The sequence below is a fragment of the Hydrogenophaga sp. genome (assembly GCF_036675665.1).
Taxonomy (GTDB): Bacteria; Pseudomonadota; Gammaproteobacteria; order Burkholderiales; family Burkholderiaceae_C; genus Hydrogenophaga.
Genome location: NZ_JAKFEO010000007.1, coordinates 107,708 through 127,303, shown reverse-complemented (window position 1 = coordinate 127,303; position 19,596 = coordinate 107,708). Strand labels below are relative to the sequence as shown.

At 67.9% G+C, this 19,596-nt stretch carries 22 protein-coding genes; 7 read left to right on the top strand and 15 right to left on the bottom strand.

The window, feature by feature from the left end:
* Positions 1 to 60 precede the first annotated feature (60 nt).
* On the top strand, positions 61 to 801 hold the full coding sequence (locus V6M63_RS03395) for a 2OG-Fe dioxygenase family protein (RefSeq protein WP_332739475.1): 741 nt from the start codon (positions 61 to 63) through the stop codon (positions 799 to 801).
* A 24-nt stretch (positions 802 to 825) separates the two neighbouring features.
* On the opposite strand, the gene V6M63_RS03390 is transcribed toward V6M63_RS03395, so the two are convergent.
* The 6 genes from V6M63_RS03390 to V6M63_RS03365 all read right to left on the bottom strand — a co-directional run bounded on the left by V6M63_RS03390 (position 826) and on the right by V6M63_RS03365 (position 6,994).
* A complete protein-coding gene (locus tag V6M63_RS03390; protein WP_332739473.1) occupies positions 826 to 2,277 on the bottom strand; it encodes a VWA domain-containing protein in 1,452 nt (483 codons plus the stop codon).
* Positions 2,274 to 3,617, bottom strand: coding sequence for an AAA family ATPase (locus V6M63_RS03385; protein WP_332739471.1), 1,344 nt, complete (start codon positions 3,615 to 3,617; stop codon positions 2,274 to 2,276). The genes V6M63_RS03390 and V6M63_RS03385 overlap by 4 nt, the downstream gene beginning before the upstream one ends.
* A gap of 98 nt (positions 3,618 to 3,715) precedes the next feature.
* Positions 3,716 to 4,900 (bottom strand): beta-ketothiolase BktB, encoded by a 1,185-nt coding sequence (bktB, locus tag V6M63_RS03380; protein WP_332739469.1) that lies wholly within the window; start codon positions 4,898 to 4,900, stop codon positions 3,716 to 3,718.
* A 67-nt stretch (positions 4,901 to 4,967) separates the two neighbouring features.
* Entirely contained in the window at positions 4,968 to 5,540 is a 573-nt protein-coding gene (locus tag V6M63_RS03375) for a histidine phosphatase family protein (RefSeq protein WP_332739467.1), read from the bottom strand.
* Positions 5,541 to 5,565: 25 nt separating this feature from the next.
* Positions 5,566 to 6,339, bottom strand: a complete 774-nt coding sequence (locus V6M63_RS03370) for an SDR family NAD(P)-dependent oxidoreductase (protein ID WP_332739465.1) — start codon at positions 6,337 to 6,339, stop codon at positions 5,566 to 5,568.
* Positions 6,340 to 6,346: 7 nt separating this feature from the next.
* On the bottom strand, positions 6,347 to 6,994 hold the full coding sequence (locus V6M63_RS03365; RefSeq protein ID WP_332739463.1) for an RluA family pseudouridine synthase: 648 nt from the start codon (positions 6,992 to 6,994) through the stop codon (positions 6,347 to 6,349).
* Between the two features lie 315 nt (positions 6,995 to 7,309).
* Here V6M63_RS03365 and V6M63_RS03360 point away from each other — a divergent pair, with 315 nt between their 5' ends.
* A complete protein-coding gene (locus V6M63_RS03360) occupies positions 7,310 to 8,269 on the top strand; it encodes a tRNA-dihydrouridine synthase (RefSeq protein ID WP_332739461.1) in 960 nt (319 codons plus the stop codon).
* Positions 8,270 to 8,275: 6 nt separating this feature from the next.
* Here V6M63_RS03360 and dkgB read toward each other — a convergent pair whose 3' ends face one another.
* Together dkgB and V6M63_RS03350 are read right to left on the bottom strand one after the other, a co-directional pair.
* On the bottom strand, positions 8,276 to 9,085 hold the full coding sequence (gene dkgB / locus V6M63_RS03355; protein ID WP_332739459.1) for a 2,5-didehydrogluconate reductase DkgB: 810 nt from the start codon (positions 9,083 to 9,085) through the stop codon (positions 8,276 to 8,278).
* A gap of 31 nt (positions 9,086 to 9,116) precedes the next feature.
* A complete protein-coding gene (locus tag V6M63_RS03350; protein ID WP_332739457.1) occupies positions 9,117 to 10,319 on the bottom strand; it encodes an MFS transporter in 1,203 nt (400 codons plus the stop codon).
* Positions 10,320 to 10,435: 116 nt separating this feature from the next.
* Between V6M63_RS03350 and V6M63_RS03345 the strand changes: the two genes are divergently transcribed.
* From V6M63_RS03345 to V6M63_RS03335, 3 genes are all read left to right on the top strand, one after another.
* A complete protein-coding gene (locus V6M63_RS03345) occupies positions 10,436 to 11,320 on the top strand; it encodes a LysR family transcriptional regulator (RefSeq protein WP_332739455.1) in 885 nt (294 codons plus the stop codon).
* A 102-nt stretch (positions 11,321 to 11,422) separates the two neighbouring features.
* The gene (gshA, locus tag V6M63_RS03340) at positions 11,423 to 12,985 is read left to right on the top strand and encodes a glutamate--cysteine ligase (RefSeq protein WP_332739453.1); all 1,563 of its coding nucleotides are present in this window, start codon (positions 11,423 to 11,425) and stop codon (positions 12,983 to 12,985) included.
* 114 nt (positions 12,986 to 13,099) lie between these two features.
* Entirely contained in the window at positions 13,100 to 13,990 is an 891-nt protein-coding gene (locus V6M63_RS03335; RefSeq protein ID WP_332739451.1) for a dienelactone hydrolase family protein, read from the top strand.
* A gap of 9 nt (positions 13,991 to 13,999) precedes the next feature.
* Here the strand turns inward: V6M63_RS03335 and V6M63_RS03330 are convergent, their stop codons facing one another.
* The gene (locus V6M63_RS03330) at positions 14,000 to 14,470 is read right to left on the bottom strand and encodes an SRPBCC family protein (protein ID WP_332739449.1); all 471 of its coding nucleotides are present in this window, start codon (positions 14,468 to 14,470) and stop codon (positions 14,000 to 14,002) included.
* A gap of 122 nt (positions 14,471 to 14,592) precedes the next feature.
* Between V6M63_RS03330 and ylqF the strand changes: the two genes are divergently transcribed.
* Together ylqF and V6M63_RS03320 are read left to right on the top strand one after the other, a co-directional pair.
* Positions 14,593 to 15,534, top strand: a complete 942-nt coding sequence (gene ylqF, locus V6M63_RS03325; RefSeq protein WP_332739447.1) for a ribosome biogenesis GTPase YlqF — start codon at positions 14,593 to 14,595, stop codon at positions 15,532 to 15,534.
* Between the two features lie 83 nt (positions 15,535 to 15,617).
* The gene (locus V6M63_RS03320; protein ID WP_332739445.1) at positions 15,618 to 16,211 is read left to right on the top strand and encodes an NAD(P)H-dependent oxidoreductase; all 594 of its coding nucleotides are present in this window, start codon (positions 15,618 to 15,620) and stop codon (positions 16,209 to 16,211) included.
* A 23-nt stretch (positions 16,212 to 16,234) separates the two neighbouring features.
* Here the strand turns inward: V6M63_RS03320 and V6M63_RS03315 are convergent, their stop codons facing one another.
* From V6M63_RS03315 to V6M63_RS03290, 6 genes are all read right to left on the bottom strand, one after another.
* Complete coding sequence (locus V6M63_RS03315) at positions 16,235 to 17,143, bottom strand: FG-GAP repeat domain-containing protein (protein ID WP_332739443.1); 909 nt, start codon at positions 17,141 to 17,143, stop codon at positions 16,235 to 16,237.
* A 151-nt stretch (positions 17,144 to 17,294) separates the two neighbouring features.
* Positions 17,295 to 17,576: a DUF427 domain-containing protein gene (locus tag V6M63_RS03310; RefSeq protein WP_056271071.1), complete on the bottom strand. Its 282-nt coding sequence runs from the start codon at positions 17,574 to 17,576 to the stop codon at positions 17,295 to 17,297.
* Positions 17,577 to 17,583: 7 nt separating this feature from the next.
* Positions 17,584 to 17,724 carry a hypothetical protein gene (locus tag V6M63_RS03305; RefSeq protein WP_172823103.1) on the bottom strand — a complete coding sequence of 47 codons (141 nt, stop codon included), beginning with the start codon at positions 17,722 to 17,724 and terminating at the stop codon, positions 17,584 to 17,586.
* A gap of 66 nt (positions 17,725 to 17,790) precedes the next feature.
* Complete coding sequence (locus tag V6M63_RS03300; protein ID WP_332739437.1) at positions 17,791 to 18,396, bottom strand: thioredoxin fold domain-containing protein; 606 nt, start codon at positions 18,394 to 18,396, stop codon at positions 17,791 to 17,793.
* A gap of 124 nt (positions 18,397 to 18,520) precedes the next feature.
* Positions 18,521 to 18,991: an RcnB family protein gene (locus V6M63_RS03295; RefSeq protein WP_332739435.1), complete on the bottom strand. Its 471-nt coding sequence runs from the start codon at positions 18,989 to 18,991 to the stop codon at positions 18,521 to 18,523.
* A 118-nt stretch (positions 18,992 to 19,109) separates the two neighbouring features.
* Positions 19,110 to 19,586, bottom strand: coding sequence for a tellurite resistance TerB family protein (locus V6M63_RS03290; RefSeq protein WP_332739433.1), 477 nt, complete (start codon positions 19,584 to 19,586; stop codon positions 19,110 to 19,112).
* Positions 19,587 to 19,596: the final 10 nt, after the last annotated feature.

The following is a 19,596-nucleotide window of genomic DNA, read 5'->3' as shown; positions in this document are numbered from 1 at the left end:
CGCATGAAAGCGAGTCGAGCCGCGCCGCCGCGCTCGGCGCCGCCGGTAAACTGCCGCTCCATGACCAGCGAATTCCAGCCACCCTACGTTCCCCTTCCACAGCTCGACGCATCCCTCAAGACCACAGGATTCGCACTGCTCAGCGCCACCAGCGTGGCCGACTGGTTGCCCGCCAGCGCGGATGAACTGCAGGCCCTGCACACCGGCTGGGACCATCTGCCGGCCGACGCCTACCTGAAGGACGGCGGGCGCTACCGCAGCCGACGCCACAGCTGCTTTGTGGTGGACGGTGAACAGGTGCGGCCGTCGCCGCACCGGGCGCACTGGCAACCGCTGGAATACAACGCCTTGCACGGTGGCATGCAGCGCTGGTTCGAACCCATGGAGTCGGCGGTGGTCGGGCAGCCGGTCTGGAGCCGCCTGCTGAGGCGCCTGGGCGAGGTGGCCAGCACGCTGCGCGGGGAACAACCCTGGTTCATGGAGGCGCACCCGTTTCGCATCGACACCACCGACGGCATTGGCCGCCCCACGCCCGAAGGCGCGCACCGCGACGGCGTGGACCTGGTGGCCGTGTTCATGGTGGGCCGCCACGGCATCAAGGGCGGCGAGAGCCGGGTGTTTGAAGCCAACGGCCCGGGTGGTCAGCGCTTCACGCTGCGCGAGCCGTGGTCGCTGCTGCTGCTGGACGATGCGCGCGTGATCCACGAGAGCACACCCATCCAGCCACTGGAGGGCGACGCGCTGGGCTGGCGCGACACGCTGGTGGTGACCTGCCGCGCCGGTGGTTTTCAGGGCGATTGAGTTGCGTCGCTGATCCGGTCGGTGTCACCGCCGGATCGCGTTCGGAAAATACAGCGCCGTGAGGCTGCGGCTGTGCACCGGCGAAAAGTCGTCGCCCACCACCGTGGTGCCGCTGCCGTAGCGGCGCCATTCGCGCACCCAGTGCAGGTGGTCGCACACCTCGGCCAGGCCCACGGTCTCGCGGTCGCCGATCAGGATGCCGTGCACGCGCAGGGCCAGGCGCTGTTTGGCGTCACGCAGTTGTGCCAGTGTGTGGTGGGTCACGCCGAACTCACCATCGCTCACGATCAGCAGGTCGGCCTCTTGCCACTCGGTGGTCTGCACCCGTTCAATGGCGCGCTCCATCGGCGTCTGCACGTCGGTGCCGCCATCGAAGCTCTGGCCCATGAGGTCGAGCAGGTGCGACAGGCCCTCGGCGTCCATGGCCATGTCGCGTTCCAGCAGTTCGTCGGGTCCGCCGAAAGCCAGCAGGCGGCAGGCGCGATGGCCTGCGTGCGCGCTGCGCAGGGCTTGCAGCACACAGGCCTTGGCCACGTTCTCCGGCGCGCCGCGCATCGATCCCGACGTGTCCAGGCACACGATGAGCGGGCCGCGCCCGGCGTGGGCGACAGTGCGGCGCAGCGCTTGACGTTCGGGCTGCGGCAGCGGGCGCTGTGACTGCTCGCGCGCACGATCGTCGTAGGTGAGCAGCTGGGCTTCGGCAAAACGCGCGCGCCACAGCCGACGCAGCACCGGGTGGGTGAGGTTGAGGCTTTCGCCACCGGTCATGCGCGCCAGCGTGCGTGAGCGGCGCACGCCATCCACCGCGGTGGGCTCGGGCCGGCGTTCTTCTTCGTCGGCGGGGTGACGCGCCGCGGGCATCGGGTCGCGCGCATCGGGTTGGGTGGTGATGGCCGGCGGGTGCTGTGCATGCTCGCGCCGGCCCACGCCGTCGATGAAACGCGCGAGCTGCGGCAGGCGCTGCAGCAGCTCGCCAATGCGCCGGGCCTCGCCCCACTCGCGCCGGTTCAGGTGACCCTGCAGATCGTCCCAGCGCAGGTGCGCCAGATCGCCCAGCGACTGCAGCAGCGAGAGCACCTCGTCCCAGCCCTGGCGCTGCACATCCCAGCTGTCCCGGAACTCGCTGCGCATGCGCGCGATGGCCTGGTCGCGTGGCTCGTCGGTCGCGCGGTCGATCAGGCTGTCCAGGTGCCACAGCAGGCTCTGCATCACCTGGCGCGTGAGCGGCGCGCTGTCCTGCGTGAGGGTCAGCAGCTCCAGCTCCACCAGCAGCGGCCGCAGCGCCTGCGTGGCGGCGGCATCGCCGAAATCGTCGGCTGTGTCGGGCAAGGTGCCCGCCATGAGTGCGCCCATCCAGCGGACCATGTGGGGCAGGCGCACGCTGGCCTGGCCACTGCTGCACACCACGGCCCAGCGCCAGAGTTCGCGGGGGAGGGCGTCGAGGTGGTGGTAGGGGGCGGAAGGGCTGGCCCTCACGGGTTTTCCCAACTCACCGGCGCGGGACGATCCGTCAGCGCCTCGTCGACCGGCAGACCCGCGAAGCCGGTGCGCGTGGTCTGCAACTGTGCCAGCAGCACCGCCACACTGGCACAGCGGCCCAGATGCACGGCCTCGATCTGCGCCAGCCATGAAGGTGGCAGCCAGTCGTGCGAGCGCGCGGTGCCCAGCACCGTCTGCGCCGTCTCCGTCAGTGCGCCGTGCAGGCTGTTCAATCGGTTCAGTAGTTCATCGGTCTGGACCACGCGTGCCTCGATGTGCACGGGGCTGTAGCGCCGCTGCGCGCGTTCGCTGGTCAGTCGCACCATCTCGCTTTCACTGGTGGTGGGCCCGGCGATGGACCGGGCCAATGCCACCTTGCCGGCGCTGCCGTCCTGCGCATCGGCGGGTGCACGGCGCTCGATGTCGAGCTGTTGCTCGAAGGCCATGACCGCGCGCTCCAGGCCGTCCAGCGGGAAGGGTTCGGTCTGCGCTACATGGTGCATGAAGAAGTCGATCCAGCCCGGTGCATGGGCGGGGTCGGCGGCCAGCACACAGGGCAACAGCCACAGGTCCCACAGCCCGACCTCGCGCGCGTCGCGGCTGGCGGCTTGCAGTTTCAACAGCTCCACCAGCTGGCGCCAGCGTCGGTCGGATACCGGCTGACCGGTCCGCGTGGCGTGCTGACGCGCCTGCAGCAGCAGCGCGAGAACGGGCTCGCCCAGCGCGGTGTGGGGTGCCTGTTCGCGCAGGGTCGTGAGCCGTTCGTGGTTGATCAGCGCCTCGGGCGGCGGTGCTTCCGGGGTGGTGACGCTGGTTTGCAGCAGCGCGGCGAAGTGCGCGTCGTCCACCGGCTGCACCGGCACGCGCAGCAGGAAGCGGTCGTAAAAGGCGAGCAGGCTGTCGTCCTGCGGCTGCTCGTTGCTGGCGCCCACCAGGCACACCAGCGGCACCGGCAGGCGCTGGCTGCCGTTGTCGAACTGGCGTTCGTGCAGCAGGCCCAGCAGGGTGTTGAGGATGGCCGAGTTGGCCTTGAACACCTCGTCGAGAAAGGCCACCTCGGCGCTGGGCAGGTAACCCTCGGTCAGGCGTTCGTAGCGGTCGTCTTCGAGTGCGCGCAGCGAGAGCGGGCCGAAGAGTTCTTCGGGCACGGTGAAGCGCGTGAGCAGGCGTTCGAAGTAGTGCGCGCCCGGCAGCAGGCGCTGCAGCCGGCGCGCGAGTTCGCTCTTGGCCGTGCCTGGCGGGCCGAGCAGCAGCACGTGTTCACCGGCGAGCGCGGCAAGCAGCAATGCGCGTGCGGCCACGTCGCGCTGCAGCAGGCCGCGTTCGAGTTCGGCCAAGGCTGGCGCCCATTCAGAGGGCCGGCCGCCGGGCCGCCCCAAGGCCGGCCGTGCCCCCTCGGGGGGCAGCGACCCGCGCAGCGGCGGAGCGTGGGGGCTCATACCCTTTCGAAGATCGCGGCAATGCCCTGACCGCCGCCAATGCACATGGTCACCAGCGCGTAGCGGCCCTGCACGCGGTGCAACTCGTGGATGGCCTTGACCGTGATCAGCGCGCCGGTGGCGCCGATGGGGTGGCCCAGCGAAATGCCCGAGCCGTTGGGGTTGACCTTGGCGGGGTCCAGTCCGAGATCGCGCGTGACGGCGCAGGCCTGCGCGGCGAAGGCTTCGTTGGCCTCGATCACATCCAGGTCCTTCACGGTCAGGCCAGCCTTTTCCAGCGCGATCTTCGTGGCCGGCACCGGGCCGATGCCCATGTACTTGGGGTCCACGCCGGCGTGGGCGTAGGCCACCAGACGCGCCAGCGGCTTGGCGCCGCGTGCCTTGGCCGTGCCAGCCTCCATCAGGACCACGGCCGCGGCCGCGTCGTTGAGACCCGAGGCATTGCCGGCGGTCACGGTGCCGTTTTCCTTCAGGAACACCGGCTTCAATTTGCCGAGGTCTTCCATCGTGCAGTCGGGGCGGAAGTGTTCGTCGGTCGCCCAGGACACATCGCCCTTCTTGCTCTTGAGCACCACCGGCACGATCTGGTCCTTGAAGCGGCCTTCTGCGGTGGCGCGTTGCGCGCGGTTGTGGCTTTCCACCGCCAGTTTGTCCTGGTCGTCACGCGTGATGCCCCACTTGGCCGCGATGTTCTCGGCCGTCACACCCATGTGGATGGTGTGGAAGGGGTCGTGCAGCGCGCCGACCATCATGTCCACCATCTTGGTGTCGCCCATGCGTGCGCCCCAGCGCATGTTGAGGCTGGCAAACGGTGCGCGGCTCATGTTTTCCGCACCGCCGCCGATGGCCACGTCGGTGTCACCCAGCAGGATGCTCTGCGAGGCCGAGACGATGGCCTGCAGGCCCGAGCCGCACAGGCGGTTGACGTTGAAGGCGGGTGTGCCCTCGGCGCAACCGCCGTTGATGGCGGCCACGCGCGAGAGGTACATGTCCTTGGGCTCGGTGTTGACCACATGGCCAAACACCACGTGGCCCACGTCCTTGCCGTCCACGCCAGCGCGGGCGAGCGACTCGCGCACGACCAGCGCGCCGAGTTCGGTGGGGGCCTGGTCCTTCAGGCTGCCGCCAAAGGTGCCAATGGCGGTGCGCACGGCGCTGACGACAACTACTTCTCTGCTCATGGGGTCTCCTGGTGGTTTGGGTCAGCCGCCATCGTAGCCCTCGGGCAGGTCGCCGTCTTGACCTGCGTCAGAAGGTCTGGCGTGCGAGCACGCGCAGGCGGTTGGCGTGGCTGCCCTGGGTGCCGGGGCGCGTCACGAAGACTTCGCCCATGGCCAGAAACTCGCCGGTGAGGGCGGCGACGTTGACCTGGTGCGTGACCAGCATCAGGTTGCGCGGCGCCTGCCAACCCTCCACCGCGGCCAGCACCGCGCGGGTCTGCTCGTCCTGGCCGCCACCGAAGAACGAATTGATCGGTGGCCACACGGTGTTCTGTTTGAAGGCCAGCATGGCGGTGTCCACACAGCGGCACCAGGCACTGGAACGCACCTGGTCGAGCTTGACGCGTTCGCGCGTGAAAGCCGCGCCCACGCGCCGCGCCTGTTCGCGCCCGGCTTCGCTCAGGTTGCGCTGGGTGCCGCACTCGCCCAGCTTGAAGTTGGGTGGGTCGCCGACACCGGGTTCGGTTTGCGCGTGGCGCATGAGCACCACGCAGCCGCCTTCGCGCAGCAGGGTCCAGAAGCCTGGGGCCTGGGCGCGGGCGGGCAGGGTGGCCGTGCCCAGTCCCATGGCGGTCGTCAGCGCAAATTCGCGTCGGTTCATCAGGTGCTCCGGTGGACAGCAGGACTCAGCCGCGCACATCCGCCACCGGCTGTTCGCCGAAATCCGCGCGCTCCAGAATGGCGAGCACACGGGCGGCGGCATCGTCTGGAGATGTGAGCTGGCCCTGGCGCTGGAGTTCCACGAAGCGGCCGCGGTCGGGAAAGGCCGCCGGGTCGCCCGCGCGCAATTGCACCTGCATGTCGGTGTCGATCACGCCGGGCGCCAGCGACACCAGGCGCGCACCATGCTCGCGCTGCGCTTCGTCGAGCGCGCTGCAGCGGGTGAAGTGGTCCATGCCGGCCTTGGCGGCGCAGTAGGGCGCTTGCGCGGCCATGGCGTTGCGCCCCAGACCCGAGGAAATGTTGAGCACCTTGCGCGGGCCGCGCCAGCCACCTTGCACCCAGGCCGTGGTGGCGCGCAGAAAGGCCGCCGTGAGCTGCATGGGGGCTTCCAGCCCCACCCGCAGCGCGTTGGCCAGGTCTTCGGGCGGGCAGTGGTCCAGCGGACCGATGCGCGGGATCACACCGGCGTTGTTGATCAACGTGGCGCTGGCCCAGGTGTTCGCGGGTTGGCTCTCCAAAAACGCTTGAAGTCGATTCGCGGCAGCCGTGGTGTCGGCCAGGTCTTGCGACCATTGCGTGAGCGTGGCACCCAGGGTCTTGGCCTCGGCGGTCAACTCGTCGTTGACCTTGCGCGAGATGCACAACAGGTGGCGCGTGGGGCCGAGCAACTGGCGGGCCATGGCCAGGCCCATGCCGCGCGAGGCGCCGGTGAGGATGGTGAGGTGTTGTGGCGTCATGGTGTGTTCAGAAAGGGCAGGGGCTGTGGAATTCGATGGTCTGGCCGTGGAAGGGGTGCGGCAGCGAGAGCCAGTGGGCGTGCAGCAGCAGGCGGTCTGCCATGGCGTGCTGCTCGGGCGCAGCGTACAACGCATCGCCAACCATGGGGTGTCCAAGGGCTTGCAGGTGCACGCGCAACTGGTGGGTGCGACCGGTCACGGGTTCGAGTTCGAGCCGGGTGGTGCCGGGGGCGGATGGCAGCGTGGCGATGCGCCAGCGGGTGATGCTGGGCTTGCCTTGTTCGTGATCCACTCTCTGCATCGGGCGGTTGGGCCAGTCGGCCATGAGCGGCAGGTCGATGGTGTTCCAGCCGTTGCCGGGTTCCGGGTTGACGAGTTCACCAGCGACCACGGCGGTGTAGCGCTTGTGCACGCGGCGTTCTTCAAACGCCAGGCTCAGCGTGCGTTGGGCGTCGATGCCTCGGGCCATGACCACGAGGCCGGAGGTCGCCATGTCGAGCCGGTGGACCACGAGGGCGTCGGGCCATCGGGCTTGGGCTCTTGTGCTCAGGCAGTCTTGATTGTCCGGGCCTCTGCCTGGGACTGCGAGCAAACCTGCTGGTTTGTTGAGGACGAGGATGTGTTCGTCTTCGTGAATCAGGGGGACATTGTTCACAACGACCTCACGGGCTCGCGGACGCACGGCGCTCTGCTCCGCGAATGTCCTCCGGCGGCTGGTGCCGCCTCCCCCGTTATTTCGCTGCGCAGAGCGCCATGCGCCCGCGAGCTGAAGCGATGGTCGCGCACAACTCGGCGCGGACCAGCAAGGGCATCGGCGGCCATGGGGTACGGCGCAGCGGCATAAAGGAGGAGGGGCCGAAGGCCCCGGGGGACAGCCGCGGAGCCGTGCGCCGTGGTCGCCGATGACCGGACTCGCCGGAGAAAAAAGCACGTCATGCAACACATTCTCCCGGCAAAGGACAATACCCCCATGCTGTTGCTCGCCCCCATGGAAGGTTTGCTCGACGCCACCCTGCGCGATGTGCTCACGCGCACCGGTGGCATCGACCGCTGCGTGAGCGAGTTCATCCGTGTCACCGACATGCTCCTGCCCGAGCGCGTCTTCGTGCGCGTGGTGCCCGAACTGCTCCATGGTGGTCGTACCCGCGCGGGCGTGCCGGTGCGCGCACAACTGCTCGGCTCCGATCCCACCTGCCTCGCTGAGAACGCCGCTCGCCTCGCAGGCCTGGGGCCACACGGCATCGACCTCAACTTCGGCTGCCCGGCCAAGACCGTGAACCAGAGTCGCGGTGGCGCCGTGCTGCTCGACGAGCCCGAGCTCATCGGCCGCATCGTGGCCGCCGTGCGCCGCGCGGTGCCGGCGCACGTGCCGGTGTCGGCCAAGATGCGGCTGGGTTTCAACGACGATGCGCGCGCCGAAGAGTGCGCCCATGCCATCGCCGAGGCCGGCGCCGACGAACTCGTGATCCACGCGCGCACCAAGGCCCACGGCTACCGACCCCCCGCCTACTGGGACAGGCTGGCCGAGGTGCGCCAGTCGCTGCCACCCCACCTGCGCCTGCCGGTGATTGCCAACGGCGAGATCTGGACCGTGGCCGACGCGGTGCGCTGCCGCGAAGTGACCGGCTGCGAGCACCTCATGATCGGGCGTGGCATGGTCACCGACCCCGGTCTGGCACTCGCCATCAAGGGACAGGGCGGCGTGGCGTGGGAGGTGTTGCCGCCGCTGCTTCAGGTCTTCTGGCAACAGGTGAGCGCGCGCGTGGAACGCCGCCACCGCGCCGGTCGCTTGAAGCAATGGCTCAACTACCTGCGCAAGCGTTACCCCGAAGCCCAACAGGCCTACGACGACCTGCGCCTCTTCAACGAAACCGCGCACATCGAAGCCTGGTTGCAGCGACAGACAGAGCAGCTAGCCTGCCCTGCTTGAGGCCGCTCAATCCCAGACCGGCGCCAGACCTTCGGGGTTGACCAGGCGCCCGCCCTTGTCCAGCGCCGCGATGCGCGCCATCTGATCGTCGCTCAGACGCAACCGGGTGGAGAGCAGGTTGCTCTGCAGGTTCTCGCGTTTCGTTGACGAAGGAATGACCGCGTGGCCCAGCTGCATGGCCCAGGCCAGCACCACCTGCGCGGGGGTGGCATCGAGTTCCTTCGCAATACCCTGCACCACCGGATCCTTGAGCATTTCGCCGTAGGCCAGCGTCATGTACGAGGTGGTGTGGATGCCCTGGCTGTGTGCGAACGTCACCAGCTTGCGGTTCTGCAACCAGGGGTGCAGCTCGATCTGGTTCGTGGCGATGTCGCTGGCGCCCACCGCGCTGATCGCCTCGCGCAGCAGCGCGATGTTGAAGTTCGACACGCCGATCAGGCGCGTGAGGCCCTGGGCCTTGGCATCGGCCAGCGCGCCCATGAACTCGGCCACCGGCACCGCGCCGCCGGGCGAGGGCCAGTGGATGAGCGTGAGGTCCACGTGGTCCGTGCGCAGCTTCACCAGGCTGTCCTTGAGGCTGGCCACGAGCTTGTCGCCCGCCAGGTTGTCGGTCCAGATCTTGGTGGTGATGAACAACTCGGCGCGCGGCACGCCGCTCTCGGCGATGGCCCGGCCGACCTCGGCCTCGTTGCCGTAGATCTGCGCGGTGTCGATCAGGCGGTAGCCCAGGTCGAGGCCGTTCCTGACCGAGTCGATCACGACCTGGTCCTTGAGCCGGAAGGTGCCCAGGCCGAAGGCGGGGATGGTGTTTGGCATGGCGTACTTTCGTGGTTGAAAAGGAACTGAATCAGTGGCCCACCGGCACCGGACCGTGGCCGCGCACCGGGAATCCGCTGCGGCGGTCCAGCACACCGCTGAGGTGGGTGAGGGCCAGCGACACCAGCACCACCAGCGCGCCGATCCAGGGCGTGTGGATGAGGCCGAGGTGGGTGACGATCAGGCCACCGGCCCAGGCCGCGCCGGCAATGCCGAGGTTGAACGCCGCGATGTTCAGGCCAGAAGCCACGTCCACCGCATCGGGCGCCACGCGCTCGGCCTGCTTCACAACATACACCTGCAGGCCCGGCACGTTGCCAAAGGCCACGGCGCCCCACAGCAGCACGGTGCCCACCGCCAGCCAGGGGTGGGGTGCGGTGAACTGCAGCAGCAACAACACGGCGGCCAGCAGCGCGAAGATGATGCGCAGCGCCGGGATGGGACCGAGCCGGTCGGCCAGGCGTCCACCCCAGAGGTTGCCCACGGCCACCGAGATGCCGTAGACCAGCATCACCCAGCCCACCGCACTGACCGGCAGGCCCGAAACCTCGGTGAGGATGGAGGCCAGGTAGGTGAAGGGAATGAAGGTGCCGCCGTAGCCGATGGCGGTGGTCGCGTACACCAGCAGCAGACGTGGCTGGCCCAGCACCCGGGCCTGCTGCAACAGCGAGGCCGGTGGCTTGTGGGCAATGTTGCGCGGCACGAAGAGCGCGCTGCCGATGAAGGCGATCACCCCGAGTGCCGAGACGGCCAGGAAGGTCTCGCGCCAGCCGAAATGCTGGCCGATGAAGGTGCCCAGCGGCACGCCCGTGACGAGCGCGACCGTGAGGCCGGTGAACATGACGGCGATGGCGCTGGCCGCTTTCTCGCGCGGCACCAGGCCGGTGGCGATGGTCGAGCCGATGGAGAAAAAGACGCCGTGGGCCAGGCCCGTGAGGATGCGTGCCGCCACCAGCGATTCGTAGGTGGGCGCCAGCCAGGCCAGCAGGTTGCCGGCGGTGAACAGCGCCATCAGCGCCAGCAGCAGGCGCTTGCGCGGCAGGCGGCCGGTGAGGGCGGTGAGCACTGGCGCGCCAATGGCAACGCCCAGCGCGTAGAGGCTGACCAGCAAGCCGGCGGAGGGCAGACTGATGGCCAGATCCGCCGCCACGGTGGGCAGCAGGCCGACGATCACGAACTCGGTCGTGCCGATGGCGAATGCGCTGAGCGTCAGCGCGAGCAAGGCAATGGGCATGGAACAACTCCTGAAGATGAGGAGCTGGAGTCTGGGCGCTTTTGCCTTGCAGAAAAATGGGGTTTTGGGCCAAAGATACTTGCTGTGGAATCAACAATGGAGGACAGTCGCCACCCATGAAAACCACACTGGAAGAACTGCAGGCGTTTGCCGCCGTGGTGGATGGTGGCTCGATCACCGCCGCCGCCGATCACCTGGGCCAGACGGTCTCGGGCATCAGCCGGGCGCTGGGCCGGCTGGAGAAAAAGCTCGACACCACGCTGCTGCGCCGCACCACCCGCCGCACCGAACTCACCGAGGAGGGCCAGGCTTTCCTGCTGCGCACCCGCGCGATCCTGGCGGCCATGGACGACGCCGAAGAGCACATGGCCGCGCGCCGCCAGCGACCGGCTGGGCGCCTGCGGGTGAACGCCGCCACGCCGTTCATGCTGCACGCCATCGTGCCGCTGGTGCCGGCGTTTCGCCGGGCGTATCCGCAAATCACGCTCGAACTCGACACCGACGAGCTCAACATCGACCTGCTGGAGCGCCGCACCGACGTGGCGATCCGCATCGGCGCGCTGCGCGACTCCACCTTGCACGCCCGGGCGCTGTGCACCAGCCGCATCCGGGTGCTGGCCAGCCCGGCTTACCTGGCGGCGCACGGCCGCCCGAAGAGCGTGGCCGACCTCGCGCAGCACAGCCTGCTGGGCTTCACCCAGCCGGAGTCGCTCAACCGCTGGCCGCTGCGCGGCGCCCATGGCGACGAATGGCCCGTTGTGCCCGCCATCACCGCCTCCAGCGGCGAAACCCTGCGCCAGCTCGCGCTGCAGGGCGTGGGCATCGCCTGCCTGTCCGACTTCATGAGCAGCGCCGACCGCGAGCGCGGCGACCTCGTGCAGGTGCTGGTGAAAGACACAGTGGACGTGCGCCAGCCGATCAGCGCCGTGTACTACCGCAACACGCAACTGGCGGCCCGCATCGCTTGCTTCCTCGATTTCCTGCAGGAGCGCATGGGCTGAGCCCCATGCCCGGTCTCGCGTCGGGTCTCCGGCGCCTGACCGCCAGCAGAAATGGCGCAGCCGTGTTAACTTCCGCCCCCGGACCTGTAACACGACCCCTGTATGACCTCTCTGAATCACCGGCTGGACGCTCTCACGAACGAGCGCCTGCGCGGCATGCGCCGTGGCCTTGAAAAAGAGAGCCTGCGTGCCCAGCCCGACGGCCGCCTGGCCCTGACGCCGCACCCGGCTGCCCTGGGCAGCGCGCTGACCCACCCGCACATCACCACCGACTACAGCGAGTCGCAGCTCGAACTCATCACCGGGGTGCACGAATCGGTCGAAGCGTGTCTGGCCGAACTCACCGAGGTGCACCAGTACACGGTGCGCAGCCTGCGCGCGGTGGGCGACGAGATGATGTGGGCCTCCAGCATGCCCTGCGGGCTGCCCACCGACGAAACCATTCCCCTGGGCCGCTACGGCTCGTCCAATGTGGGCCGTGCCAAGAGCGTCTACCGCATGGGTCTGGGCCACCGCTATGGCCGGCGCATGCAGACCATTTCGGGCATTCACTACAACTGGTCGCTGCCCGGCGTGACCAGCGACGAATACTTCGCCACCATCCGCAATTTCCGCCGCCACGCCTTCCTGCTGCTCACCTTGTTCGGTGCCTCGCCGGCGCTGTGTTCATCCTTCGTCGAAGGCCGCGAACACGAGCTGCAGAAGCTGGGCCATGGCGGCACGCTGTACATGCCGCACGGCACCTCGCTGCGCATGGGCCGCCTGGGCTATCAGAGCGAGGCGCAGGCCACGCTGGCCGTGAGCTACAACGGCCTCGAGGGCTACGCCGCCTCGCTGCACGACGCGCTCACGCGCCCATGGCCGGCGTATGAAGCGGTGGGCATCCGCAACCCGGGCGGTGACTACAACCAGCTCGCCACCACGCTGCTGCAGATCGAAAACGAGTTCTACGGCACCATCCGACCCAAGCGCGTGATCTACCCGGGCGAGCGCCCGCTGCACGCACTGCGCGAGCGCGGCGTGGAGTACATCGAGGTCCGCCTGATGGACCTCAACCCGTTCGAACCCATCGGCATCGGCGCCTCCACGCTGAGGTTCCTCGATGTGTTCCTGATGCACTGCCTGTTGTCCGACAGCCCGCCCGACACACCGGCCGAGATCCGCGAACTCGCGCACAACCAGCACCTCACCGCCGCGCGCGGGCGTGAGCCGGGCCTGAACCTCATGCGCGAAGGCCAGGCCGTGCCGCTCATGCAATGGGCCAACGAGATCCTGGCCGAGCTCATGCCCATCGCCGAGACACTCGACCTGGCGCAAGGGAGCATCGAACACGCCAGCGCCGTGGCGCTGGCCATTGCCCACCTCCAGTCGCCCGAACTGCTGCCATCGGCCCGTGTGCTGCAGGCCATGCACGCGCACCACGACGATTCGTTCGTGGGCTTCGCGCGTGCGCAGTCGCTGGTTTCGCATCAGCACCTGCTCTCGCTTGAATGGAGCGCCAAACAGCAGGCCCGCTTCGAGGCCATGGCGGCCAAGTCGGTCGAAGACCAGCGCGCGATCGAAGCGGCGGACACCATGCCCTTCGAGATCTACCGGCAGGAATACACCTCCGCGGCCCGCCTCGGCCGGCCCCAGTTGCAACCCACGGCCGCCGTGGCCGCCTGATGGCCGGAGCAGCGACACGCTGCTCAAGACACCTCAAAACCTGCACGCCCGGGTGGTGAATGCGCATTCGGCGCGGGTCGCGTCTATCCTGCACGTTTTTGCACAGGAGCCGCCATGACCCGACTGACCGCTGCGGACTTTGACCAGGAACTGCTGATCCTGTTTGACGCCTACGTGCACGGCGACCTGGACCGCCGGGGTTTTCTGGACCGCGCGAGCAAGTTCGCCGTGGGTGGCATGACGGCCGCCGGCCTGCTGGCCGCGCTCAGTCCCAATTTTGCGGCGGCGCAGATGGTGCCCAAGGACGATGCGCGCCTGAAAACCGAGATGGTGGACGTGCCTTCACCCGCGGGCCACGGCACCGTCAAGGCCTATGTGGCCAAGCCGGCCCATGCCACTGGCAGGTTGCCCAGCGTGCTCGTCATCCATGAAAACCGGGGGCTGAATCCGCACATCGAAGACATCACCCGCCGCCTCGCGCTCGACGGCTACCTGGCCCTGGCACCCGATGCGCTCACGCCGCTGGGGGGTTACCCCGGTGACGAAGACAAGGCACGCACGCTGTTCGCCACGCTCGACCAGACCAGGACCGGGCAAGACATGCTGGCCGCCGCAGCCACGCTCAAGGCCCGTGCGGACAGCAATGGCCGTGTGGGTGTGGTGGGGTTTTGTTATGGCGGGGGCATCGCCCACATGCTGGCGACACAGATTCCCGATCTGGCCGCGGTCGTGCCGTTCTACGGCAACCACCCGCCAGTGGCAGATGCCGCGAAAGTGAAGGCGCCGCTGCTGATCCATTTCGCCGCGGTCGACGAACGCATCAACGCCACCTGGCCCGCCTACGAAGCCGCATTGAAAGCCGCCGGTGTGCGCTACACGGCCCACCAGTACCCGGGCACGCAGCACGGCTTCAACAACGACACCACGCCGCGTTTCGATGCGCCTGCCGCGAAGCTGGCCTGGGATCGCACCATGGCGTTTTTCAAGCAGACCCTCAGCGCCTGAGGGCGAGCTTCAAGCTTCGCCGCCGAAGCGTTTGATGAGGTTGTCGATGTATTTTTCGACCAACTTTTCAAACTCACCTTCAACGACAGGCGCCACCACCATCTTCATCAAACCAGGCAGCGGCACCTCGATCTCGCCCTGAATCGCCAGCGTCACGTTGGTGGACTTCTTGTTGTCCACGATCTTCCAGTTGCCGCCCACCAGCGCGTTGCCCACGCCCTTGACCGGGGTCCACTTCACGGTCCCCTTGGCCTTGTCACTCACGTATTTGCTGGCGTAGATGGTCTGGATGTTCACCTGCGCGGTGCCGACCTTCTCCATCTCCCACTGGTAGACACCGCCGCCCAGGTCGGTGAGCTTCTCGACCTTGGGGAAATGGCCGACCGATTCGGGCACGTTGGAGAGGACCTCGAACACCTCGGCCGCCGGGGCCTTGACGTCGAATTCGTAGCCCAGATCGATTTTCACGGTGATGGCCATGGGGCTCCTCAAGGGGTTGTTGTGGTGGAAATTCATTGTAGGGATGCGGGTCGCAGGCGGCCCCCGGGAGTTACACCAAGGCACAATCCCCGGTCCCCATCTCTCTTCAAGACCGTTTTCCCATGAGCATCCAGTGGTTCCCCGGGCACATGCACCTCACGCGCAAGGCCATCACCGAGCGGGTGAAGGACATCGACGTCGTGATCGAGATGCTCGACGCGCGCCTGCCCGGGTCGAGTGCCAACCCGCTGCTGGCCGAGCTCACGGCCGGACGACCCACGCTCAAGGTGGTCAACAAGCAGGACATGGCCGACCCCGAGCGCACAGCGCTCTGGCTCGCCCACTACAACGCCCAGCCCAACACCCGCGCCATCGCGCTTGACGCCAGCATCACCGCGCCGGCGCGCGCCATCATCGCGTCGTGCTTCGAGCTCGCGCCGCTGCGTGGCGGCATGGTCAAGCCCATGCGCGTGCTCATCTGCGGCATCCCCAACGTGGGCAAGAGCACGCTGATCAACACCCTGCTGGGCAAACGCTCGGCCAAGACCGGAGACGAGGCCGGCATCACACGCACCGAACAACGCCTGGTGCTGGCCGACGATTTCTACCTGTTCGACACCCCCGGCATGCTGTGGCCGCGCATCGTGGTGCCCGAGAGCGGTTACAACCTCGCCGCCAGCGGTGCGGTGGGCCGCAACGCCTACGACGACCAGGAGGTGGCGCTGGAGCTGCTGTCCAAACTCAAGGCCACCTACGGTGCGCAGCTCGAAGCCCGCTACAAGCTCGGCCTGCCTCTGGACACCGTGGCCCGCCTGCCCGACGAGGAAGTGATGGCGGCCATCGCGCGCAAGCGCGGTGCCATCGGCTCGGGCGGCACCATCAACTGGCAGAAAGCCGCCGAGCTGCTGATCGCCGATTTCCGCAGCGGCGTGCTCGGGCGCATCACGCTGGAGACGCCCGAGCAGTTTCTGGCCTGGCTGGCCGCTGGCCAGCAGGCCGACGCCGAGCGCCAGAGCAAGAAAAAAGAGCGCGCCAACAAGCCGCGCAAGCCGGACCGGCGCTGAGTCGTCGGCGGAATTGATCCGCGTCAAGGCCCGCCGGGCGCTCGGGCCGCAACATGGAACTCCCTCACCCGATGGAGCCCGCCATGACCACCTCCCACCGCATCCTGCTGATCGAAGGCCATCCTGATGCCAGCGTGGAGCGCCTCAACCATGCCCTCGCCGAGGCCTATGCCGATGGCGCTCGCGCCGGTGGCCACGAGGTGCGGCGCATCGCCTTGGGTGCGCTCGACTTTCCCGTGCTCAAGACCGCGGAGGCCTGGCACCACGGCACGCTGCCGCCGGCCCTGCAATCCGCGCAGGACGGTATCGCCTGGGCCCAACACGTGGTGATCTTTTTCCCGCTCTGGCTGGGCGACATGCCGGCGCTGCTCAAGGCCTTTCTGGAGCAGGTGGCGCGCCCGGGTTTTGCGGTCGGCCCCGAAGGCCCCAAGCCGTTTGGCCACAAGCCGCTGAGCGGGCGTTCGGCGCGTGTGGTGGTCACCATGGGCATGCCCGCGCTGGCCTACCGGTGGTACTTCCGGGCGCACAGCGTCAAATCGCTGGAGCGCAACATCCTGGGTTTCGTGGGCTTTGCACCCATTCATGAAACCTTGATCGGCTCGGTGGAGAGTCTGGGCCCGGCGGGCGTGGACCGCTGGCTGGGCAAGCTCAGGAAGCTGGGCGTGCAGGCCGCCTGACGTCGGTCAACCTGGGGGCTTCGTCAAGGCAGCAAGGTGATCTGCAAGACGCGGCCATCGGCCAGCCAGGCGCACGCCCCGCCGGGTCCCGGTGCGAGGCGCTCGACCGTCCCGGGCAGTGGCTTGAGGTCGGCCAGCTCGTGCCACTGGCCCGGCGCATCCCAGCGCAGTGCATGCAAAGCCTGTCGCGTCATGTCGGGCACGATGATGGTGGGGCGCAAGCCGGGGCGCTGCACGATCACTGCCAGTTGCTGCTCCAGCGCGCCCATGCGGTGGTTTGAAACGTCCAGTGCTCGGGCGAAGGGGACGAGTTCCGGTGGTCGCAGGTGGTGAAGCGTCAGCACGCCGCCGATGTGGGGTGTGGTCACGCTGGCCACATCCAGTTGGCCGTCGCCGTCGAAATCGGCAAAACCCACCGGATTGAGCCAGCGGAAGGTCGAGCCGGCGTGCGGTCCACGCGCGCGCTCCACGATGGTGGGCTTCCCGTCGCGCTGCGCCAGACCGAGGACGACCAGGGCGGCGCCGCGCAGTGCATCGGCTTCGACCAGCACGATCTCGTCGCGACCATCGCCGTCCAGGTCCACCAGGCGGGGCACCCGGTCTTCGAAGACGCGATGGACCGGCAGTGAAAGGCTCAGGAGCGTCTGCGCCCCGCTGGATGACCGGGACAGCACCTGAACGCTGCCCGCATGCACCGCAGAGCCGAGGGCGCCATGGGGATAGCGGTGGGTGGGAGAGCTCAGCCAGACCCAGGCGATGTCCCGCGACCCCGCCACCACCTGACTGTCGGGCAGGCGGTTGGCCGCTTGCGCTGGTGCGTTCCGCTCCGCGGCGCTCGGCGCACAGGAAGCGTCGGCGGGTTGCACCGACAAACCCATGGCCGCAACCATGGCGGGGAGCGCACCCAACGTGAACAAGGTCCATGAATGCATCGGCGCGTGCCCGATCACTTCACCGTGATGGTGGGTGCATGGCGTGTTTCCTGGGGTTGTTGTGGTGCCACGCAGGATACGCCGCGGGGTGGGCGAGCAAGCCAGTCGTCCAGGGCTGGCCGGGGTCATTGCGATCCCGGCGCGCGCAGGGTCAGGGCGCGACCTTCACGCCTTTCCAGAAGGCAACGCGCCCGCGGATTTCTTCCGCTTCGGGCTTGGGGTCCGGGTAGTACCAGGCCGCGTCGCTGTTGAGTTCACCGTTGACCAGCAGCGAGTAGTAGCTCGCCTGGCCCTTCCAGGGGCAGCTGGTGCGGTGGTTGCTGAAGGTCACGTGGTCGCGGTTGAGCGAGCTTTCGGGGAAGTAGTGGTTGCCTTCCAGCACCACCGTGTCGTCGCTCTCGGCGATCACTGCGCCGTTCCAGGTGGCCTTCATGTCAGGCTCACTTGTTCTTTTCCTTGCCGCGCGGCAGCACCGCCGTCACGGGGGGCATCGGCCTGTCCGACGTGACCGGCCCCTTGGGCGCGGAGGTGTCCTTCTTCGGTTTCTTGGACAGTTTTTCGTTGCGCTGTTCTTTGCCCATGGGGGCCTCCGTTAAACAGCCGCGAAGGCGGCTTGACTGCGCGATGGTAAGGCACAAAACCACGCTTCAAGGCTGTCCGATGCCAAGGAAACTCGCCAGGGCCTGGGTGTCGTTGGCACCGGCCTGCATCACCACCTGGTTGCTGCGCTGGTGGCGCGCCACGATGAATGGCACCGAGGTGGCGCCCAGGCGTTCAAGCAGGTTGGTGTTGGTCTTGATGGCGGCCAGCACGTCGGGTGCGATGTCGGCCGAGGCCGCAGTGCCACCGTTGCCGGCCAGCAGTGATGTTTCGTGCGCAGTCATGGCCTGCACCGGGTTGGTGGCGGTCATGATGGCCGCGCCCTGGGGAGCGCTCTTGGCGTTCATGATGGCCACCGGGAGCCAGACGAACTTCACGCTGCCGTGCAGCGGCATCGATGCCTCCCACAGGCGCGCGCAATGGGGGCATTGCGGGTCGAACAAAACATAGACAGCGTTGGCGCTGAGGATCTTGCCGGCCGCAAAACCCTTGCCCTGTGCTGCAAGCACGTCCAGGGCTTGCGCTGTTTCGATCGGGGTGGTGACCACTGCGGCGCTTGGGCTGCCCGGCTGGGCGCCGGCGTCTTCTTTCGAGCACGCGGCCAGCAGGGCCAGCGACGCGAGCAGGGGCATTGCAAAGAATCGGAGTTTCATGGTGGACGGTGCGGTGTGGGCAGAGGTCTGGATCATCGCAGACCGAAGACCTCAAGGAAAAGGCGCTGCGCTCCCCGGATGAAGGGGTGCGCAGCGCCTGATGGGGCGAGTGGACCGAAGAAGGTCAGTTGTTCAGGATCAGGTTGGCGATCAGGCCGGTGGCGATCGCGATCAGCACGTAGTCACTGCCCACCTGCACCCACTGGTGGCCGCGCGGAGGTGCGGACAGGCGGTGCTGATGGGGGTTCACCACCACGTACTGGCGGTTGCGGTATTCGACGGGGATGTAGCGACCGCGCTGGAACTGCGGGCCACGGGCCTGGTAGTAGTAGCGGGGATGCGCGCCATGGCGGTAGTAATCGCGGCGGTCGGCGCGGAAATCACGGCGGTCTTCGCGGCGCTCCTGCCGGAAGTCGCGTCGATCGTCCCGGCGGTCTTCGCGGAAATCGCGGCGGTCGTCGCGACGATCATCCACACGTTGCATGGTGGGCGCTCCATAACGCTCGGCCCGGCCATAGCCCTGTGCGAAAGACAAGGAGCTGACGCTCAGCGTGGCGGCAGCGATGGCGTACACAACAAGATTTCGGGGTTTCATGGAGTTGACTCCTGGGGGTTGGTGAGCCTTCATGTTGTGCCCCCCATGTATCCGCCCGGTGAACGCGCCCCGCAGCGCAGGCAAAGTTCGGTAGCCGGTTGTGCGGCCCGCGCGGGCGTCAGCCCTGGGCAGCGGCCTGGGCGTGCAGCTTGGCGGCGATGTACTCGCCGTGTGTCACATGCAGCAGGCCCGCCACCTTGCTGATCACGTGGTGCTCGTTGGCGTCGAGGTGTTTGTCGGCAAACGCCACGTCCCACATGGCTTCGACCACGCTGATCTTCTGCGCCTGGGTGAAGCGCTCGTTCATCATGCCGGTGAAGCGCTGGTAATCGTAGGCGGTGCGTGCCGTTTCGTGGGCCAGCTCCATCAGGCGTTCCAGCTCGTCGTCGGTCAGCGCGAACTTGCGCCGCAGCGCCGCAATGACCGCGTCGCGCTCGCTGTCCTTCAAGTCCGGCTCGGCGCGCATCACCTCCACCAGCAGCACGGCGGTGGAGAGTTGCAGCGTGTGTTCCTGCTCGGCAGGCAGTTGGGCGCCGGCCGGCGCGCTGAGGCTGGCCGCGAGGTTGTCAAACAGGTCTTTGAGGTTTCTGAGCATGGGCGGGCGA

Bases quoted from the DNA above. Each gene is read 5' to 3' on its own strand.
- V6M63_RS03395 (WP_332739475.1), top strand. From the start codon at position 61: ATGACCAGCGAATTCCAGCCACCCTACGTTCCCCTTCCACAGCTCGAC.
- bktB (WP_332739469.1), bottom strand. From the start codon at position 4,900: ATGAGCAGAGAAGTAGTTGTCGTCAGCGCCGTGCGCACCGCCATTGGC.
- V6M63_RS03375 (WP_332739467.1), bottom strand. From the start codon at position 5,540: ATGAACCGACGCGAATTTGCGCTGACGACCGCCATGGGACTGGGCACG.
- V6M63_RS03370 (WP_332739465.1), bottom strand. From the start codon at position 6,339: ATGACGCCACAACACCTCACCATCCTCACCGGCGCCTCGCGCGGCATG.
- V6M63_RS03360 (WP_332739461.1), top strand. From the start codon at position 7,310: ATGCTGTTGCTCGCCCCCATGGAAGGTTTGCTCGACGCCACCCTGCGC.
- dkgB (WP_332739459.1), bottom strand. From the start codon at position 9,085: ATGCCAAACACCATCCCCGCCTTCGGCCTGGGCACCTTCCGGCTCAAG.
- V6M63_RS03350 (WP_332739457.1), bottom strand. From the start codon at position 10,319: ATGCCCATTGCCTTGCTCGCGCTGACGCTCAGCGCATTCGCCATCGGC.
- V6M63_RS03345 (WP_332739455.1), top strand. From the start codon at position 10,436: ATGAAAACCACACTGGAAGAACTGCAGGCGTTTGCCGCCGTGGTGGAT.
- gshA (WP_332739453.1), top strand. From the start codon at position 11,423: ATGACCTCTCTGAATCACCGGCTGGACGCTCTCACGAACGAGCGCCTG.
- V6M63_RS03335 (WP_332739451.1), top strand. From the start codon at position 13,100: ATGACCCGACTGACCGCTGCGGACTTTGACCAGGAACTGCTGATCCTG.
- V6M63_RS03330 (WP_332739449.1), bottom strand. From the start codon at position 14,470: ATGGCCATCACCGTGAAAATCGATCTGGGCTACGAATTCGACGTCAAG.
- ylqF (WP_332739447.1), top strand. From the start codon at position 14,593: ATGAGCATCCAGTGGTTCCCCGGGCACATGCACCTCACGCGCAAGGCC.
- V6M63_RS03320 (WP_332739445.1), top strand. From the start codon at position 15,618: ATGACCACCTCCCACCGCATCCTGCTGATCGAAGGCCATCCTGATGCC.
- V6M63_RS03315 (WP_332739443.1), bottom strand. From the start codon at position 17,143: ATGCATTCATGGACCTTGTTCACGTTGGGTGCGCTCCCCGCCATGGTT.
- V6M63_RS03310 (WP_056271071.1), bottom strand. From the start codon at position 17,576: ATGAAGGCCACCTGGAACGGCGCAGTGATCGCCGAGAGCGACGACACG.
- V6M63_RS03305 (WP_172823103.1), bottom strand. From the start codon at position 17,724: ATGGGCAAAGAACAGCGCAACGAAAAACTGTCCAAGAAACCGAAGAAG.
- V6M63_RS03300 (WP_332739437.1), bottom strand. From the start codon at position 18,396: ATGAAACTCCGATTCTTTGCAATGCCCCTGCTCGCGTCGCTGGCCCTG.
- V6M63_RS03295 (WP_332739435.1), bottom strand. From the start codon at position 18,991: ATGAAACCCCGAAATCTTGTTGTGTACGCCATCGCTGCCGCCACGCTG.
- V6M63_RS03290 (WP_332739433.1), bottom strand. From the start codon at position 19,586: ATGCTCAGAAACCTCAAAGACCTGTTTGACAACCTCGCGGCCAGCCTC.